Annotated in this window: 17 protein-coding genes; 12 read left to right on the forward strand and 5 right to left on the reverse strand. The window is 43.0% G+C overall.

The features are described 5' to 3' along the window. The first annotated feature begins 99 nt into the window (after nucleotides 1–99). The gene (locus tag EKM82_RS10730) at nucleotides 100–483 is read left to right on the forward strand and encodes a YxeA family protein (RefSeq protein ID WP_125769266.1); all 384 of its coding nucleotides are present in this window, start codon (nucleotides 100–102) and stop codon (nucleotides 481–483) included. A gap of 872 nt (nucleotides 484–1355) precedes the next feature. Here EKM82_RS10730 and EKM82_RS10735 read toward each other — a convergent pair. From EKM82_RS10735 to EKM82_RS10750, 4 genes are all read right to left on the reverse strand, one after another. Continuing rightward, complete coding sequence (locus EKM82_RS10735) at nucleotides 1356–2549, reverse strand: VanZ family protein (RefSeq protein WP_125769269.1); 1194 nt, start codon at nucleotides 2547–2549, stop codon at nucleotides 1356–1358. A 75-nt stretch (nucleotides 2550–2624) separates the two neighbouring features. Beyond that, nucleotides 2625–3242: a sugar O-acetyltransferase gene (locus EKM82_RS10740; RefSeq protein ID WP_125769272.1), complete on the reverse strand. Its 618-nt coding sequence runs from the start codon at nucleotides 3240–3242 to the stop codon at nucleotides 2625–2627. A 22-nt stretch (nucleotides 3243–3264) separates the two neighbouring features. Continuing rightward, complete coding sequence (locus EKM82_RS10745; protein WP_225419729.1) at nucleotides 3265–4446, reverse strand: MFS transporter; 1182 nt, start codon at nucleotides 4444–4446, stop codon at nucleotides 3265–3267. A 93-nt stretch (nucleotides 4447–4539) separates the two neighbouring features. Further along, the gene (locus EKM82_RS10750; RefSeq protein WP_125769275.1) at nucleotides 4540–5397 is read right to left on the reverse strand and encodes a helix-turn-helix transcriptional regulator; all 858 of its coding nucleotides are present in this window, start codon (nucleotides 5395–5397) and stop codon (nucleotides 4540–4542) included. 181 nt (nucleotides 5398–5578) lie between these two features. Here EKM82_RS10750 and EKM82_RS10755 point away from each other — a divergent pair, with 181 nt between their 5' ends. From EKM82_RS10755 to EKM82_RS10790, 8 genes are all read left to right on the forward strand, one after another. Then, nucleotides 5579–6394, forward strand: coding sequence for a Cof-type HAD-IIB family hydrolase (locus tag EKM82_RS10755; protein ID WP_125769278.1), 816 nt, complete (start codon nucleotides 5579–5581; stop codon nucleotides 6392–6394). Between the two features lie 1083 nt (nucleotides 6395–7477). Continuing rightward, a complete protein-coding gene (gene rsmG / locus EKM82_RS10760) occupies nucleotides 7478–8212 on the forward strand; it encodes a 16S rRNA (guanine(527)-N(7))-methyltransferase RsmG (protein WP_125769281.1) in 735 nt (244 codons plus the stop codon). Nucleotides 8213–8241: 29 nt separating this feature from the next. Continuing rightward, a complete protein-coding gene (locus tag EKM82_RS10765) occupies nucleotides 8242–9207 on the forward strand; it encodes a ParB/RepB/Spo0J family partition protein (RefSeq protein WP_318531090.1) in 966 nt (321 codons plus the stop codon). Continuing rightward, nucleotides 9208–9978: a ParA family protein gene (locus tag EKM82_RS10770; RefSeq protein WP_125649303.1), complete on the forward strand. Its 771-nt coding sequence runs from the start codon at nucleotides 9208–9210 to the stop codon at nucleotides 9976–9978. It begins immediately after the preceding gene. Further along, nucleotides 9965–10837, forward strand: coding sequence for a ParB/RepB/Spo0J family partition protein (locus EKM82_RS10775; RefSeq protein WP_125769284.1), 873 nt, complete (start codon nucleotides 9965–9967; stop codon nucleotides 10835–10837). Before EKM82_RS10770 ends, EKM82_RS10775 begins: the two co-directional genes overlap by 14 nt. Before the next feature lie 14 nt (nucleotides 10838–10851). After that, the gene (locus EKM82_RS10780) at nucleotides 10852–11097 is read left to right on the forward strand and encodes a DUF951 domain-containing protein (RefSeq protein ID WP_125769287.1); all 246 of its coding nucleotides are present in this window, start codon (nucleotides 10852–10854) and stop codon (nucleotides 11095–11097) included. A 15-nt stretch (nucleotides 11098–11112) separates the two neighbouring features. Further along, the gene (gene ychF / locus EKM82_RS10785) at nucleotides 11113–12213 is read left to right on the forward strand and encodes a redox-regulated ATPase YchF (protein ID WP_125769290.1); all 1101 of its coding nucleotides are present in this window, start codon (nucleotides 11113–11115) and stop codon (nucleotides 12211–12213) included. Nucleotides 12214–12246: 33 nt separating this feature from the next. Beyond that, a complete protein-coding gene (locus EKM82_RS10790) occupies nucleotides 12247–13209 on the forward strand; it encodes a DUF1129 family protein (RefSeq protein WP_125769293.1) in 963 nt (320 codons plus the stop codon). A 69-nt stretch (nucleotides 13210–13278) separates the two neighbouring features. Here EKM82_RS10790 and EKM82_RS11710 read toward each other — a convergent pair whose 3' ends face one another. Continuing rightward, a complete protein-coding gene (locus tag EKM82_RS11710) occupies nucleotides 13279–13452 on the reverse strand; it encodes a hypothetical protein (RefSeq protein ID WP_164508261.1) in 174 nt (57 codons plus the stop codon). A 930-nt stretch (nucleotides 13453–14382) separates the two neighbouring features. On the opposite strand from EKM82_RS11710, the gene guaB reads away from it, so the two are divergent. The 3 genes from guaB (at nucleotide 14383) to EKM82_RS10805 (ending at nucleotide 18133) form a co-directional block, all read left to right on the forward strand. Further along, entirely contained in the window at nucleotides 14383–15867 is a 1485-nt protein-coding gene (gene guaB / locus EKM82_RS10795; protein ID WP_125769296.1) for an IMP dehydrogenase, read from the forward strand. Between the two features lie 403 nt (nucleotides 15868–16270). Then, the gene (locus tag EKM82_RS10800) at nucleotides 16271–17644 is read left to right on the forward strand and encodes an Nramp family divalent metal transporter (RefSeq protein ID WP_125769299.1); all 1374 of its coding nucleotides are present in this window, start codon (nucleotides 16271–16273) and stop codon (nucleotides 17642–17644) included. A gap of 39 nt (nucleotides 17645–17683) precedes the next feature. After that, complete coding sequence (locus tag EKM82_RS10805; RefSeq protein ID WP_125769302.1) at nucleotides 17684–18133, forward strand: universal stress protein; 450 nt, start codon at nucleotides 17684–17686, stop codon at nucleotides 18131–18133. The last annotated feature ends 670 nt before the right edge of the window (nucleotides 18134–18803 follow it).

The raw sequence follows: 18803 nt of genomic DNA on the forward strand, positions 1-18803 counted from the left end.
ACTCAACTCATCAAAGATAACAGTTCATCTCACGGTGTCGTGCCATGGGGTGGCTAACTTGTTCTTGCAATTTGCGATAAAAAAGGGAGCGTTTTGGGCATGAAGAAATTCGTTAAAGTAGTTTTGGGTTTGATTTTAGTGGTGGGCATTTTAGCAGGCGGACTGGTTATTACCACGCGAAATAGTTCCGGTGAATTGGCCGGCGTGGTTGACCGCTTTAATCCGCTGGTACCAGAGAAAGTCGTTTATATTAAAACAACTGATCCAGAAAGTGTGAACGGTTATGGTACCGCTCATTATAAACAGTTGGCCGCTGATCAAAATGGGCAATCGCGGACGATTGAATTTGATGGCTTGAAGAAGTTTCGGCGAAATTATTTCATGAAATTAAAATCAAAAGGCGCCTACGTTTCGAATTACGAAATCATGAAAAAAGAAGCAGTCCCAGATGCCGCTTTGGCTGTGATTGAAGCGACTGAATAGTGACCAGATTTTTTCAAATCTAAGCGTCGATAGTTAGTTGCGGAGCGGTCGGATCGGCTTTGAGTAAAACAGAATGGCGTTTGACTCTGTTCCGGGCTGCTTGGCGTGGAACGCGGCCGACACTGATTGATGCCAATTAAAAACCAAATTGTCATCAATTCAGGTCTTATTGTAAGTGCTAAAGCACTAACAATAATTTGGCGGCTGACGCCAAGATCCCTCCACGTCGTCTGGAGTTAATGTGACTCACTTTATTTTTGCTGATAATCAATGCAGCCATTGTAAGATTGCAGCAAATATCTGACTTATGTCACACAAATTTGGCGGCTGACAACCACGCCCTCCATTCCGTCCGGAGTTGATGTGGAGCACTTCATCTGTGCTAGTTGTTGATGCAATTCTAGTAGGTCGCGGCACCTAAATTTAAACTGATGTTACATCTGAATAATGAAATCAAAAAATAACCTGATTAACAATCTCTAGTTTTATCCAGAGAGATTGTCAATCAGGTTTTGTTAGTTGTGGCCGTCTGTTTTTCTAAACAGTGGTGTTCAATTAGACTGTTTAACTCAGGCAGGGGCTCAGCGATTGGCGGCAGCTGTGAAATTTGTCTTGCTGCTTTAGCAGCTAGTCAAAGCCTCGTATTGGAGACAATTCGGTTTTTGAATTAGCTTCAATCGACGGCCACAGCGTTCCACGCCCTTAAAATCGCTGCACCCCTGCCATTCCCACTTAGGGAGCGACTTAAATCAATTCACGCACCCTGTTGGAAAGAATGTCGGCCGCGTTCCACGACAAGCAGCCCGAAACAGAGTCAGACGCAATTCTGTTTCAACACTTTCACTAGTTTTCCCGGTTTTAAACGCGATTCATTAATTGGAACTGTGATGATCATGCTCAGACACAGTTGCGTCGGCGGGCGCTGCTGCTGCTGGCTTGGTTAAACTGATCTGCATGGTTCGGGCCCAATCATCATAGAAGAATCGACCTTGGCGGAAGAACAACCCCCAGATGAAGTTGATTGCTACAAAACAAGTGATCAGACCACTTAGCGCCAGCAGCAGAAAATTAGCCTGACTTTGATGCATTTTCACGAAAATCTGAGTGATTAAATAATTTGTTTCAGCAAAACTAGGTAAAGCAATGCCATACAGCAATACTTGGCGTAATAACAACCAACCAAATTTAACCGGCTGTTGTTGTGCGGAGACAATTTCGATTTTGACGATTTTTTTACCAAGGGTTTCGCCATGTTTCCACGTAGGAACCAATACGAAAACAATTAGGCAACTTAAGGCATAAAGCAAAATGTGATTGTCGCTGGCCGAGTGCCAACCTAGCAATGAGAACAGGCCGCTAAATAGGACCACAATAATTGGCTGGCAAATAATAAAGTCAATTAGCCAAGCAACTAAGCGTCGCGTGAAAGTCACTCTTTGTCCTTTGGCAATACTTTTGGCGTCCATTTCTTCCCGTGATGGAAAAGCCATTACCAATAACGGGGTCAGCCAAGCGCCTAGTAACGCGCCGCTGGTGTTCAGAATGAGATCATCCACGTCGAACAAACGATAAGGCCGGGGGTAAATCCCATACAGTCCCGATAATTGAGTCAGTTCGAAGAACAGACTTAAGCCAAAGCCCCACAAAATAATCCGCGGGATGGATTGTTTAAAGTAATAACGCAGATAAACGCCAAAAGGAATCGTTAAAACAATGTTAAAAACTGGCTGAATGAAGCCGGGTTGACGAATCGCCGCTGACCAAGTACCTGGTTGGCGCGGATTAAAAACAGTGGTGAGCCAGAATTCCCGCCAAGCTGTAAATGGCACTAAATTGTATCGTTGCGTGGTTAGTTTGGCCACATCAGCAACGTTGGGCAGTGGCAGAATAATTAAGAAATAGGCACAAAGTAAATAGAAAATAAACGAATAGATCGTGATGGCCCGCCAACTGCTAAGCCCGCCATAACGTCGATATTGCCAAATTAAAAAAGGAATCGCGATAAACAGCGCTAAAAAAGGAAAAGTTAAGATAGCCGTTTTAATCGGGATGAAATAAGTTGCCATTGTTGAATCAGCGACCTTCTTTGTAAGAGTTACTTACATTATGCCAGTCAACTGCGGCAATTTAAATAAAAATGATTACAAATTATCCCATTCAATTTGTCGATTTTTGAAATAAAATTGGCGATCATGTTCGTTGACTTCCCGCAAAATGTGACAAGGATTACCAACTGCCACCACGTTATCTGGCAAATCTTTCGTCACGATACTACCGGCGCCAATTACCACATTATTGCCAATGGTGATTCCAGGCAAAATAATCACGCCCGCGCCGAGCCAACAATTTTCGCCAATATGAACTGGCATATTGTATTGATAATCTTGGCGTCGCAATTCAGGTAAAATCGGATGACCAGCAGTGGCAATCGTCACATTGGGGCCGATCATGGTCCGGGTACCAACATAAATATGAGTATCATCAACCAACGTTAAATTGAAGTTGGCGTAAACATGGTCGCCGAAATGAACATGATAGCCGCCAAAATTAGCGTGAAATGGTGGTTCTAAGTAACAGCCGTCTCCAATTTCAGCAAACATTTCTTGTAATAATTGTTGCCGTTTGGCCGTTTCTGAGGGGCGAGTCTGATTGAAATCGTATAACCGATCTAAACACAATTGTTGTTGCTTGGCGATTTCAGGGTCACTAGGTTGGTAGAGACCACCGTTATGCATTTTTTCGCGATTTGTTTGTGACATGATTAAATTCCTTTCCAGTTGCTTAATTTGTATTTTTGAGGGTGGACCAAGTGCCGATAACAATGATTAATAGACAGCCGCTGACCCAAGCCAGTGCATTCTCAGTCGTTTTTCCGGGACCTAGCTGACCTAATAAGTTCCAAACTAACGGCGCAAAAAAGGCACTAATAATGGTCGTGATCGTCAGCCAACTGCTCATTTGGTGAATCTGTTGCTGATCAAGCCCCATTTGGCCATGAAGCACCAAATACGGCCCGGTGTAAGAATAAATATAATTGAAACCAACAGCCATGATGACTGCGACGCTGGCGTTAGGGGCAAAGAGCAGCCCGACCACCGTTAGAAAAGCACCGACGTAACCTAACGTTAAAGTCCGTCGTTGTAAGCGCCGATGCACCGGACCAAAAGTTAAGCCAGCCAGCAAACCACCAAGATTCATTAGGGCCAACGTCAGATTGATGAGTTTGGCATTGCCCCAATGGCGATCGGCAAACAGGGTCGGTAACTTTAATTGGACGCCCCAAATCAAAAGGTAGGTTAGGAAGGTCAGTCCTAGTAAGGCCCACTTTGATCGTGGTAACGGTGGATTAGCAGTTGCCTGGCGAGTAGCCGTTTTAGCAGCGGGAGTGACTGCTGGCAACCAATAAATTGCCAGTAAAGCGTTGATGACTAAGACTAAATAAAGCAAGAAGATTTGCTGCCAATTCTGAGCGACTAAGAGACTGGCGCCCAGCAGAAAGAGTGCGTTGCCTAACGCTGACAGGCCGGTTTGATAGCCAAGAAGTCGGGCCCGCAAATCGCCTTGGTATAATTGAGCAATCAAGCTAATAGCGTGCGGTGAAAAGAGGCCAACGCCGAAACCTAAGATAATACGACTGAGCATGATTTCCCAGAAGCCTTGACTAAAGAAAGGCCAACTACCAGCCAAGGCACTCAGCAACAGGCCGCTAATGATGACGCGGCGATTACCGAAACGTTGCGTCAACTTCGCATTAAGCAGCAGCGTCACTAAGGCACTCAGGTTGGCACAGGTCACTAACCACTCAATTAAAGTCGCCGAAACGTCAGGGAAAGCTTGCTGTAATTGCGGCAAAATGCCAGTGATCAGACTAGTCACGCCGCTAACTAGCGACAAGCTAAGCACCGTAATCAAAATTAACTCGGGGTTTTTACTAGTTGGGTTAGTCCGTCGTCTACGTAACAAATAAAAAACCTCCTTGAATCAATTCAACTGATTCAAAGAGTAGATTAGCATGATTTATTAATGCCGTTAGGACAATTTTGAAAGCTGACAGGCTTATTTTTGGTGGTAGCGCGCATAGGCTTGACGATATTCACCAGGTGTTAGGCCCTTCCAAGCTTTAAAATTGCGGTTTAGAGTTTTGTCATTGGCAAAACCACTGCTGCTGGCAATAAAGGTCACTTTCTGATTGGTTTCTAGCAACAGGCGCCGCGCATTCATCAGACGCACCAAACGAATATAATGACTGATCGACATCTGCAAGTTCTTGTTGAATTGCTGATTAAGTGTCGTTAACGAAACGTGAAATTGCTTGGCCAAATGCGTACCAGTCAATTCTTCAGCGAAGTGTTGGTTGATGTAGGTCATCACTGAGTCAGTCAGATTTGAGTTGGGACTAATTTTCTGGGTATTGATCGGCACTGTGTAATGATCGTCTAGGGCCACAATAATCCGGTACAAGTGACTCATAATCAATAAGCGCCGGGTGTCAGAAAGGCCTTGTTGGATTAGCGTGCGAATGGCTAATAGCTCTTGGCGAATTTCTTGGTAAGCTTCCGGCGCATCAATGGCCGAATGTTCACCAGCCAAAGTGACCTGCCAGTTACTGCTTGCTGGCAACTGTTCTTGCAGGAAATCATCATCAATAATTAAACCGAATTCCTGCCAGTCTGCAGTTGCACTACCAGTAGCACTGTGCACAACGCGGCGATTGATCGCCCACAAATCACCGGGATGATACAAGGTGGTTTGACCGTCAGTGACAAAATGCAGCTCATCGCCAGCCAATAAATAATTTAGTTCAATGCCTTCATGCCAATGTGGTGCTACATCAATCGAAGTTAAAGGATCGTGTTCGTAATATTTAAAAGGCAAGCGCGGTAAAAGTTGCACGGTTTCGTGGGTAATGGTCATTAAAGTCACCTCAAATTCGATAATTACATACGCTTAGCATAGCATAGTTCTTAAAGTGTTAGCGTCGCAAAAGTTGAAAAACGGCGCAGTTACTTGTAGAAATGTCCCTACTAGTTCAGTTGAATATGATACCTTATTTGGTGCAAGAGCAAGATTAATTTTTTTCGGAGGTAATAGAGGAATGGCAATTCGGTTAATTGCATTAGATGTGGATGACACCCTATTAAATTCTCGCGGTGAGATCACGCCGCAAACTTACCAAGCAGTTCAACGCGCACTAGCACAAGGCATCAAGGTGGTGCTTTGTTCCGGACGGCCACTAGCTGGATTACAACATTATTTAGATCAACTGGCATTGTCTGGAGCCAATCAGTACGTAATCACTTATAACGGCGCCGTCATTGAAGATTTAACTGGTCAGATCGTGGCACGGCATGTCATCAATAATCAGCTTTATCGCGAATTAACTAGTTTTGGGCAAGCACATCACATTCCCTTTAATGTTTTGGCACCGGATAGTCAGATTTATACGGCTGATCACGATGTTGATCCGATTACAGTTGTTCAAGCTTGGGAAAATCAGGCCGGTATTTTGATTCGGGAACCAGCAGAATTACCGCATGATTTCGAAATTGCTAAGGGCCTGTTTGTTGGTGAAAAGACGCTATTGGATGAGGCAGCTCCATTAGTTGAACAAGCTTTTGGTCAACAATTGTATGTGGTACGGGCGGCGGCCAACTTCTTAGAAGTCATGAGTGCTGGTGTCAACAAGGGTCAAGCCCTACAAGATTTAGCCACTAAATTACAACTCAACGCTGCAGAAATTATGGCCGTTGGCGATGAACAAAATGATTTACCGATGTTTGCCTTTGCCGGTACCGCAGTGGCAATGGCCAATGGTAGCGAAATAGCTAAACAGCAAGCCGATTTTGTAACAGCTAGCAACGATGATGATGGTGTTGCTGAAGTCATTGAAAAATTGGCGTTAAAAAAGTAGCTTCAAACTTTCGTCATGATTAATTCGCTAAACGAACATTTTTAAGCCACGATTTCATCATAGGCAACGCTTATAGTAGTCAATATAGAAAGTTACTTAATTGCTTCGCGCAAAGCTTTCTACTCCAAAACCCTAAAACCCAAATTGCTAATTTCTTCATTACTTTTTTCATTTTACTCCTCCCAAGATAAAATGAGACCAACACCACTTCCTGCCCAGAAGTGGTGTTTTTGTGTCCAATCATACGAAGTTTGATTGGACACAAAATAGTGTTAAGTCTACCCCAGTCGGAAGGGTGGTTGCTGGGTGATTTAGAGGGCGTGGAACCCTGTGTCCATCGATTTGAGCTTATTGCTAACGCAACAATCTCCAATACGAGCCTTATCCTAAGCGATAAATCGCCAAGGATAATTTCACGCCTGACAACCCGGCGGCCTCCACTGCGTTTTGAGTTAATTCGGGCCACTTTAGATTTGGTCGATATCAAGGCAATACTAGTGAACTTAGGCGCCAATCGCTCAGCAACCACCTGATGAAACTAACAGAGTTGTGCATTACTCGTTAGAAAAACAGATTGTAGTAAACTAATAAGTCTGTTTGGCAAGTTCTCTGGGTTAAATCAGATAACTGTCAAACAGACTTTTGGGTACTACTATTCAATTGTTATTACAACTTAAATTAAGTTGATTGATCTCACTACAATTGCCTTAATATCTAACAATGGTAAAATGCACTAACTCCATTCCAGACGGAATGGAGGGCGTGGTTGTCAGCCGCCAAATTTGTCTTATTGCTTTAGCAATTAGACAAAGGCTCGTATTTGAGATTGTTGCGCAGCAATAAGCTCAAATCGATGCCGGCCGCGTTCCACGACCAGCAAGCCCGTAATGGAGTCAAAACCAGTCCGGTTTCAGCATCTTAACCAAGGTTTAACGGGTTTGAACTTCGCTTCATATTCTTGAATTTCACTGGAAAGTAAATGCAATTATTTCCTATAGCATATTGCAAAATAACGCTATTTTCGGTAAAGTAAAAGGGAGTGTGTGAAACAAACGAGTGTTTCACGGAAAGTGAGGCGAGTAAATGTTACCAGATGAATTTCAAGCAGTTTTGGCACAACGACAAATTGAGTTGACAGCCAGCCAAATGCAGCAATTTGCTGACTATTATCAATTCCTTGTTCAAACTAACGAACACGTTAATTTAACGGCAATTACTGCTGAGGCTGAGGTTTATTTAAAACATTTCTATGACTCATTGACCTTAGCAATGGTTTTCCCACAGCTGCAAACTGAGCCGCTATCATTATTGGATGTTGGCGCTGGCGCCGGTTTTCCATCGTTACCAGTTAAGATTGCTTTTCCCCAATTACAAGTCAGCATTGTTGATTCTTTAAATAAACGGATTCGTTTTTTGCAGGATTTAGCGGCTAAATTGAACTTGGAGCAAGTAGCCTTTTATCATAGTCGCGCCGAAGATTTCGGTAGTAAGCGGTCAACGCATCGGCAAAGTTATGATGTCGTTACTGCTCGGGCGGTCGCGAGCATGCCAGTTTTGGCTGAATTGTGTTTGCCTTTGGTTAAAAAAGGTGGCTATTTCATCGCCATGAAGAGTAGTAAGGGTGAGCAGGAATTGGCTGAAGCTGATTATGCAATCAAAACTTTAGGTGGTAAAGTTGAGGCAGTTAAACAATTAACGCTGCCACAGACTGAAGATCCACGAACCATCATGATCATTAAGAAAACCAAAGAAACGCCAAAGACCTATCCACGCAAGCCTGGCACGATTAGTAAGGCACCGTTGATCGATCATGTTTAATTATCAAGTGAAGTTGAGGGGAGCAAATTATGCCGTTCTTTAGTCGCAAGAAAAAAACAAATCCGACCGTTGATGCGGCGACCGTAACACCAACTATGCCATCAGAAGATGAGTCAGCCACGCCTGCCAATGCGCCACGGCAAGTTCAAGAAATTGTTTTGAAACAAATCGTACCTAATCGCCAACAGCCGCGCAAGCAATTCAGTAATGAATCAATTAGCGAATTGGCCGACACAATTGCTGCTCACGGTTTATTACAGCCAATTGTGTTACGTCAATACGAACCTGATCATTATGAAATTATTGCCGGTGAACGCCGGTTTCGAGCTGTTCAAGCATTAGGCTGGCGGAAAATCCCAGCGATCATTGATCAAATGGATGAGCAAGAATCTGCGGAAATGGCCGTGATTGAGAATTTACAACGTGAAGACTTGAATCCCGTTGATGAGGCCCGCGCCTACCAAAATCTATTGCAAAATAGTGAACTGACGCAAGGCCAATTAGCTGATCGCGTTGGTAAAAGCCAATCGTACATTGCCAATAAGTTACGTTTGCTAAGATTGCCAGACGAAGCTTTACAAGCATTAGTCAATGGCAAGATTTCGGCACGTCATGGGCGGGCACTTTTGAAATTAGACGCCACGACACAAGCAATTGTCTTGAAGCAAATCTTGACCGATAATTTAACGGTGACGCAAACTGACGCGTTAATTAAACGGTTGAGTCAAACACCAACTACAGCCACGTCTGAAACTGGTGCCGACGCTAAACCGAAAGCTAAAGCAAAACCTCAGCGCCAACACGTTGGCAATCCCGATTTACGCTTAGCTAAAAACACCTTAAAAAAATCAATTCAATTAATTGAAGCCAGTGGTGCCCAAGTTGAAGTGCAAGATCAACTGGCAAACGATGTTTATCAAATCTCAATTACAGTCCATGTTACGGAAGCGCCGACTGCAGCCAAACCCTCGTCGGCACCTAAAGAGGAGAACTAAATGGTTAAAATTATTTCAATTGCTAATCAAAAAGGTGGGGTTGGCAAAACCACAACCACCATCAATCTTGGTGCTTGCTTAAATCAGGCTGGCAAACGAGTCTTAATTGTTGATATTGATCCTCAAGGTAACGCGACAAGTGGCTTGGGTATTAAAAAATCAGATGTTTCCAAAGATGTTTACGACGTTCTGATCAACGAATTACCAGTTAAAGTTGCCACTTACCACACCAAACGCGTGAACTTGGATGTAGTCCCGGCGACGATTCAATTAGCTGGTGCCGAAATCGAATTGACTTCCCAAATGGCACGGGAACAACGCTTGGAAGCCGGTTTACGTGAAGTGAAAGATCAATACGATTACATTTTAATTGATTGTCCACCATCTTTAGGCCAACTTTCAATCAACGCTTTTACAGCCAGTGATTCGATTATTATTCCGGTTCAAAGTGAGTACTATGCCTTGGAGGGTCTGAGTCAATTATTAAATACCGTCCGCTTAGTCCAGAAGCACTTCAATGATCACTTAGATATTGAGGGCGTGCTGTTAACGATGTACGATGCCCGGACCAATCTCGGTGCCGAAGTCATTGAAGAAGTGCGGAAGACTTTCCGTGAGCGCGTTTATCATACTGTGATTCCGCGCATTACTCGTTTGGCCGAAGCACCAAGTTATGGCTTACCAATTATTGATTACGATCCCAAATCACGGGGTGCAGAAGTCTATATTTCCTTAGCGAAGGAGGTTATGAAGGCTAATGGCGACCAATAAAAATTCCAAAGGGTTAGGCCGTGGCATTGACGCGATTTTCTCAGATTATGATGCTTTAAGCACTGATAAAGAGACCGTTGAAGAATTACCACTGGCTGAAATCCGCCCTAATCCTTATCAACCACGGAAAACTTTCGATGAAGAAGCATTACAAGAATTAGCTAATTCCATCAAACAAAGTGGTGTTTTCCAACCGATTATTTTACGCAAGAGTATTAATGGTTACGAGATTATTGCCGGTGAACGGCGGTTCCGCGCCAGCAAAATGGCTGGGAAAGACACAATTCCCGCCATTGTCCGCCAAATTGATGAAACTCAAATGATGGAAATCGCCGTGCTGGAAAACTTACAGCGCGAAGATTTAACACCATTGGAAGAAGCTGAGGCGTACCAAACTTTAATTAAGAAGTTGGCCTTAACTCAAGAAGAGGTTTCCGAACGCATTGGTAAAAGTCGGCCTTATATTGCCAACTACTTGCGGTTATTGACGTTACCAGAGCAAACCAAGAAATATTTGCAAGCCGGCCAATTATCTATGGGCCAAGCCCGCACTTTGTTGAGCCTGAAGCGGAAAGAACAAATTGATCAAGTGGCCAAGAAAGCTTTAGCCGACAATTTAACCGTGCGTCAGCTTGAACAATTAGTGCTGCAATTAAATACTGATAAACCTAAGGCAAGCAAACAACATCAACCCAAATCACCGTTTATTGTGGCTACGGAAAATGCCTTGGTTGACCAATTAGGGACCAAAGTTAAGATTGACGGCAATAAAAAGGGTGCTGGTAAAATCGAGATCAATTATTCATCCACGGATGATTTAAATCGGATTTTAGAAATGATGCATCTCCACTTAGATTAGAACGGAGTGAGATTATGTTTGATTTAGGTGATATTGTGCAAATGAAAAAGCCCCATGCATGTGGGACTAATCGTTGGGAAATTATTCGCTTAGGTGCCGATATCAAGATCCGTTGCTTAGGTTGTGGTCACATTGTGATGCTACCACGACGCGACTTTACCAAGAAGTTGAAAAAAGTCGTCCAACTAGCAGCAGACGTTGATGCTAGTCAGGAACCTGAATATTTACCATTAACAGAAATTAAGCGACCAAATAATTAACAAAGGAAGTTTATCATGTCATTAACAGCTGGTATTGTTGGATTACCTAACGTTGGGAAGTCAACACTTTTCAACGCCATTACTAAAGCAGGTGCCGAAATGGCGAACTATCCATTCGCAACCATTGACCCTAATGTGGGGATGGTCGAAGTGCCTGACAAACGATTAGCACGAATTGATGAATTGATTCCTGCGAAGAAGATTATTCATACCACCTTTGAATTCACTGATATTGCCGGCATCGTTAAAGGTGCCAGCAAGGGTGAAGGTTTAGGGAATAAGTTCTTAGAGAACATTCGCCAAGTCGATGCCATTATTCATGTAGTGCGGGCATTCGCTGATGATGAAATCACCAGTGTTACTGGGACCGTTGATCCCTTGGATGATATTGAAACAATCAATTTAGAATTAGTTTTAGCCGATTTAGACAGCATTAACAAGCGTTACGAACGGGTGAAGAAAGTTGCTCGAACCCGCGACAAAGAAGCTGTTGCCGAATTAGCTGTTTTGGATAAAATCAAGCCAGCCTTGGAAGACGGCCAACCAGTGCGCTCATTGGAATTTGATGAGGATCAAACTAAAATCGTTAAAGGCTTATTCTTATTAACAGCTAAGCCAGTGCTGTATGTGGCCAACATTGCTGAAGAATCAATGGCTGATCCTGACAGTGATCAATACTACCAAGTTGTGCGTGACTACGCTCAAAAAGAAGGCGCCCAAGCATTAGGCATTTCTGCTAAAACAGAAGAGGAAATTGCTGAGCTTGATGACGATGACAAGAAGGATTTCTTGGCTGCTGAAGGGGTTAGTGAATCAGGCTTGGATCGATTGATTCAAGCGTCATACGCCTTATTAGGTTTGGCAACCTTCTTCACAGCAGGTGGCAAGGAAACGCGGGCTTGGACTTTCAAGCGCGGCATGAAAGCACCACAAGTTGCCGGCATTATCCATTCTGACTTTGAGCGTGGTTTTATTCGTGCCGAAACAATATCCTTTGCTGATTTAGATCACTACGGCAGCATGCAAGCAGTTCGTGAAGCTGGCCGTTTGCGTTCTGAAGGTAAAGAATATGTGGTTCAAGATGGTGACATTATTGAATTCCGGTTCAATGTTTAATCTCGGAAAAATTTAACAGGGAGCGATTTTTTAGTGGAATCTAACGAAGAAAAACAACAGAAAACGACTGATCAGACGACTGCATCAAGCGAGTCAGCAGCTGAACCTAAGCAGCCAGCCACCGCATCATCGACTGATCAATCTGCTGAATCATCAGCAACAGAAGCAGCAACAACAGAAAAAGCAACAGAAACGACCGAAGCAAATTCAGAGGCGCCTTCTAATGCTGAGCGCAACCAGAAGGCCAGTGCTCGCCAAGCCAAGAATCGCGCGCGCCAAGTGACGTTCAAAGATGTGGCCACCATGTCGACCACCGAAATGCGCGCTGAATTAACTAATAAGAACACTGACTACATTTTTAAAATGCACAAATTATTAGTTGAAGCTGGTTATGCGCCAGAAGATGCAGATGCCAAAATCAATGGTTTTTTACCAGAAATTATTAAAGCGCAACGAACTGGGCAACCGGCTAATCAACTTTATGGTGCGCCAACTGTTAAAGTTGAAAACATTATTCACGCCCCAGCAAAACCAATTACTTTGAAATACTGGATGCGTTCAGTTGACTGGTCATTATTATATTTAGTGATCTTAGCCGCTGTCTTTGGTTTAATGGGACTCTTCATGAAGAAACAAACCAGTACTGCTGCTAACTCCGGCTTAGGAACCTTGATTGTCATGTCAATTGCCTTTGGTTTCTTGCTGACTTGGTTCACCGACAATATGGATGCTCGCCGTAACAAAAACAAGTCAACCGCTGATGAGCAAAATGCCGACGCTGACGATAAGAAGAAAAAGCAGCCTTTGTGGCGCGTGATTCTTTTATCCGTCGTTGGTGTGTTCGCCGTCATGGTCTTGATCAGCTTTATGACTGTCGTTACCCCAGCTTTGAACCCAGTTCTACCAGCTTATGGTTACTTCTTAGTTGCCGCCTTGGCTTATGGTGGCCGCTACTTATTCCGTCGTCGCTATCATATTAAAGGACGTTTGATGTAAGATTAATCAGCAAAAAAATTCCCGCAACAGGTATTGTTCCTGCTAACGGGAATTTTTTGTTGGCTGTTTTTAATGATCGGGATGCCGCTGTTGATTTTCCAACTCAACGATCTGATTATTCAGATGATTGACTTTCCAAAGTAAATAAGCCACGGCAATCACGAGTAAAACAATGACAACTAATAGTAAAACTGACCAAAAAATCATACCGCCCCAACTGTAAGAATCCATCATGGTCATCATCGCAAAACAACTCCCTTCTTAATCCTGACTAGCCAAATAGCGAAAGAACCCTATCTGTGGTGCCATCATCTTACGCCAAAACGGCACGTGGGCCCAAGAATATGCTTACTTGTTGAGAGATGCGTTTGGTCTGTCCCTAGTTGAGCGCGGCAGGGGCCCAGCGATTTTATGGGCGTGGAACGCTGTGGCCGTCGATTTGAGCTTATTGCTAGCGCAATAATCTCAAATACGAGGCTTATTCTAAGCAATAAATTGCTAAGAATAATTTCACAGCTGACGCCAATCGCTGGGCCCCTGCCTGAATTAAATTAGCAAAACTGAGCACCACTATTTGGCTGAAACAGATTGTGATGATACAAAGTCGGTGTGACAACCTCTATTGAAAAATTGGAATTGTCACACCGACTTTTCATACTACTTAACTATTATTACTGATTGAATTGAGTTGATAAATCTTGCTTCCACTGTCTCAAACACTAACAAATATGAAATGTACTAACTCAACTCCAGACGGAATGGAGGGATCTTGGCGTCAGCCGCCAAATTATTAGAGTGTGAGGGGCGACGCACTTTTGGCGTAGTATAACTTCAATTATTTGATTGAGCGGCAGTGCCGATCGAGCAAATAATTAAGTTAGGCATAGCCATTTGTCGCCCCGAACACGTTTGGTGCTTTAGCACTTACGATAAGGCTTGTATTTGAGATTGTTGCGCAGCAATAAGCTCAAATCAATGCCGGCCGCGTTCCACGCCAAGCAGCCCGGAATGCAGTCAGAACCCGTTCTGTTTTTGAACTTTGTCACGTCAGCAAGTAACCAAAATTATCTGAATAGTTGCAAACTTTTTACACTTATTATTCATAAGGTCATTGACCTGACTAGTTTACTATGCTAACTTAAAAGATAAAAATAATTTCTGGAGGCTGTTGTAATGAGTAATTGGGAAACAAAATTTGCAAAAGAAGGCTTAACGTTTGATGATGTGTTATTAATCCCGGCAGAAAGTCATGTTTTACCACATGATGTTGATTTATCAGTTGATTTAGCCGCTAATCTTCACTTAAACGTCCCAATTCTCAGTGCTAGCATGGATACCGTGACGGAATCTGGTTTGGCGATTGCCATGGCGCGTCAAGGTGGTTTAGGCGTTATTCATAAGAACATGAGTATTGAACAACAGGCCGATGAAGTGCGCAAGGTGAAGCGTTCTGAAAGTGGCGTCATTTCTGATCCGTTTTTCATTACGCCAGAACAACCTGTTAGCGAAGCTGAAAAGTTGATGCGCCGCTATCGAATCAGTGGTGTGCCAGTAGTTAAAGCTGCAGACAACCTTGAATTAATTGGGATCGTGACCAATCGTGATTTACGTTTCGTGACTGATTGGGCTTCACCAGTTGCTAAAGTAATGACTGACGATGAATTAGTCACTGCTAAGAAGGGCACTTCATTAGAAGAAGCTGAACGTATTTTACAACAACACCGTATTGAAAAATTACCTTTAGTTGATGATGCTGGTCGTTTAAGCGGCTTAATTACGATTAAAGATATTGAAAATGTTAAACAATATCCCAACTCAGCCAAGGATAGCCATGGCCGTTTATTAGTAGCTGCGGCCGTTGGTGTTACTTCTGATACTTTTGAACGGGCTCAAGCATTATTTGATGCTGGCGCTGATGCGATTATTATTGACACTGCCCACGGTCATTCCGCTGGTGTTTTACGGAAAATCAGTGAAATTCGGGCTGCTTTCCCTAAGCAAACTTTAATCGCTGGGAATGTTGCCACTGCTGAGGGGACTGCTGCTTTGTTTGATGCTGGTGTCGATGTGGTTAAAGTCGGCATTGGCCCAGGTTCAATTTGTACAACTCGAATCGTTGCTGGTGTTGGTGTGCCACAAATCACCGCAATTTATGACGCTGCTTCTGAAGCTCGCAAGCGTGGCAAAGCCATTATCGCTGATGGTGGGATCAAATTCTCTGGCGATATTGTTAAAGCTTTGGCTGCTGGTGGTTCAGCAGTGATGTTAGGCAGTATGTTAGCTGGGACTGACGAAGCGCCTGGTGAATTTGAAATTTTCCAAGGCCGTCGTTTCAAGACTTATCGTGGTATGGGTTCGTTAGCAGCAATGTCTCATGGCTCATCTGATCGTTATTTCCAATCAGGTGTTAATGAAGCTGATAAGTTAGTTCCAGAAGGTATTGAAGGCCGCGTGGCTTACAAGGGACCATTAGCTGACGTGATCTATCAAATGGTCGGTGGTTTACGTTCCGGCATGGGCTATGTTGGTGCCCCAACAATTAAAGCGTTAAATGATAATGCCCAATTCGTTCGCATTACTGGTGCTGGCTTGCGTGAATCACATCCTCATGATGTTCAAATCACTAAAGAAGCCCCTAACTATAGTGTAGGTAACTAAAGTCATTACGATTAATTGTTAACAAACAATTGCTTTGAATGATACTAATGATTAAAAAATTAAATGGTCCCATAACTGGTGCCAATTGATTAAACAATGACCTAAAATGACAAAACTATCCATTTCAGTTTGTTTACTGAGGGATAGTTTTTTTGTGGTCATTTTTGATAAGCGTTGGTAATATCATGATTTCCAGTGGTTAGCCTGGTGAGTTTCTGAAATGAGCTCAATCTGATGGGCAATATGACCGCTCATTTTTAATGTCAGAACTGTAAATTTCCTTTTTAAACGATAAGCTTTTCTGAAAGTAAATGGTTTGGCCGGCCTAAAATTTATCTTCACATTATTTAAAAGAGGAGTACAATATAGGACAGGAGTTCATGAAGAGAAGGGATTGGAGAGCATGGCAGAATCAAATCAACACCCAGAGCATCATAAGCTAATCGAGTATGCAAACGGGCCAAGTCTAGAAGAGATCAACGGAACCGTCGAAATTCCCAAGGGTGGTAATTTCTGGAAAAATTTACTAGCGTTTTCAGGACCGGGCGCATTAATTGCCGTCGGTTATATGGATCCTGGTAACTGGGTCACCTCAATCGGTGGTGGTGCCGAATACGGCTACTTACTAATGTCCGTCATCTTAATATCAAGTTTAATTGCGATGCTGTTGCAATACATGGCAGCTAAACTTGGGATTGTGACGCGAATGGACTTAGCACAAGCTACCCGGGCTCATACTGGTAAAAAGCTAGGTTTTGTTTTATGGATCACCACTGAATTAGCCATCATGGCGACTGATATCGCTGAAGTTATTGGTGGTGCGATTTCTCTGAAATTATTGTTTGGGATTCCATTAATGATCGGTGTCGCTTTAACCGTTCTTGATGTGTTCGTCTTACTATTATTGACCAAACTAGGTTTCCGTAAAATTGAAGCCATTGTTGTGACCTTAATTTTAGTTATTTTGGTCGTTTTCATTTATCAAGTTGCTTTAGCACAACCAGATATGGCTGCCGCATTTGCTAATTTGGTCCCACGTAAAGAAATCTTTGAACCAGGGCAATTGCATATGGCTTTAGGGATTGTCGGGGCCACTGTCATGCCGCATAATTTGTACTTACACTCATCAATTGCGCAAACACGTGAGTTTGATCGTAATAATGAAGCTGATGTGGCTAAGGCAATTAAATACACAACTTGGGATTCTAATATCCAATTAACAGCTGCTTTTGTTGTTAACAGTTTGTTATTGTTAGTCGGTGCTGCTTTATTCTTCGGTAAAGATACCTCACAATTAGGTACTTTTGGTAACTTATATAACGCCTTACAAGATCCTAAAATGGCTGGTTCAGTTGCGTCACCTGTTTTATCAGTGCTATTTGCTGTGGCTTTGTTAGCATCTGGCCAGAACTCAACTATCACTGGGACTTTAACTGGACAAGTTGTTATGGAAGGTTTCATCCACATGAAGATGCCTTTATGGGCCCGGCGGATGGTTACCCGGATTATTTCCGTTATTCCAGTTTTGATTTGTGCGATTATGTATCGTGGTAAGGAATCTGCACTTGATGCCTTACTAGTTAACTCACAGGTCTTCTTGTCAATTGCTTTACCTATTTCAATGATTCCTTTAACAATTTTCACAGGATCGAAGAAAATTATGGGTGAACGTTTCGTCAACCATAAATGGGTCACAATCTTAGCTTGGGTCTGCACGATTGGGCTAACGATTTTAAATGCTCAGATTGTCTGGGAGTCAGTTAAGGGTTTATTCTAACTTTTGTTGTAAAATAACAGCAAAGGGGGAATAACGATTATGACGATAGCAAGTAAGGGTGTTTATTTCAAGAACATATTAGTTGGTGTTGACGATTCAGATTACTCAGCAATTGCTTTTGATTATGCCGTTCATTATGCACAAGAACAACATTTGGGACTGACAATTGTGTCAGTTTGGGATATAGATGCCATGAATGTTTATCAGGATTTGGATGATGATTACGTTCAAGTGCAGCATAAGAATTTAGAAATTCATCTGGAAGAGTATCGCTACGAAGCCGAAAAGCGTGGCGTGAAAAACGTTAAGACAATTATTGCTGATGGTAAACCAGGTGCAGCCATTGTTAGAGAAGTTATTCCTAGTGTGAAACCAGACTTGTTGATTATTGGTGCTAAGTCTAAAAAAGAAACTGAGCTGACTCAGATTGGCAGTGAAGCTGCCTATATGGTCAAGCATTCACCGGTTTCAGTATTAGTTATTCGTTAAAAATTTAATCAGGCAGCTTTGACATTGTTGATGTTGAAGTTGCTTTTTTGTGTTAAGTGGTGTGGCCGTCCGTGATATAAGTGCAAAAAACAGAATGGCGTCTGACTCTGTTCCGGGCTGCTTGGCGTGGAACGCGGCCGACGTTGATCTGAGCCAATTAGAAACCAAATTGTCTCAGATACAAGTCTTGTACTAAGTGGCCCAGCCACTAAGAACAATTTGGCAGCTGACGCCAAGATCCCTCCACGCCGTCTGGAGTTGAGTTAGTGCACTTTATCTTTGCTGGTAATCAATGCTGTTATTGCAAGGTTTCAGCAAATATCTGACTTGTGTCACAGCCTTATGTCACAGCTGACGCCAATCGTTCAGCCACCACCTGTGTAAACTAACAGAGTAGAACATCACTATTTAGAAAAACAGATTGATGACAACTAATAAACCCGATTGACAAAATTTCTGGCCAGCTAAATTCAGAAACGAACTGGCAAACAAACTTTGTGTTGCACTATTAAGTTGTGATCAGAATTCAGATCAAGTTGATTTAACCCACTACAATTGCCTTAACAGCTAACAAAAATACGGCGAACAACATTAACTCCAGACGGAATGGAGGGCGTGGTTGTCAGCCGCCAAATTTGTCTTATTGCTTTAGCAATTAGACAAAGGCTCG

It is taken from the genome of Lapidilactobacillus wuchangensis, from assembly GCF_003946645.1.
GTDB lineage: Bacteria > Bacillota > Bacilli > Lactobacillales > Lactobacillaceae > Lapidilactobacillus > Lapidilactobacillus wuchangensis.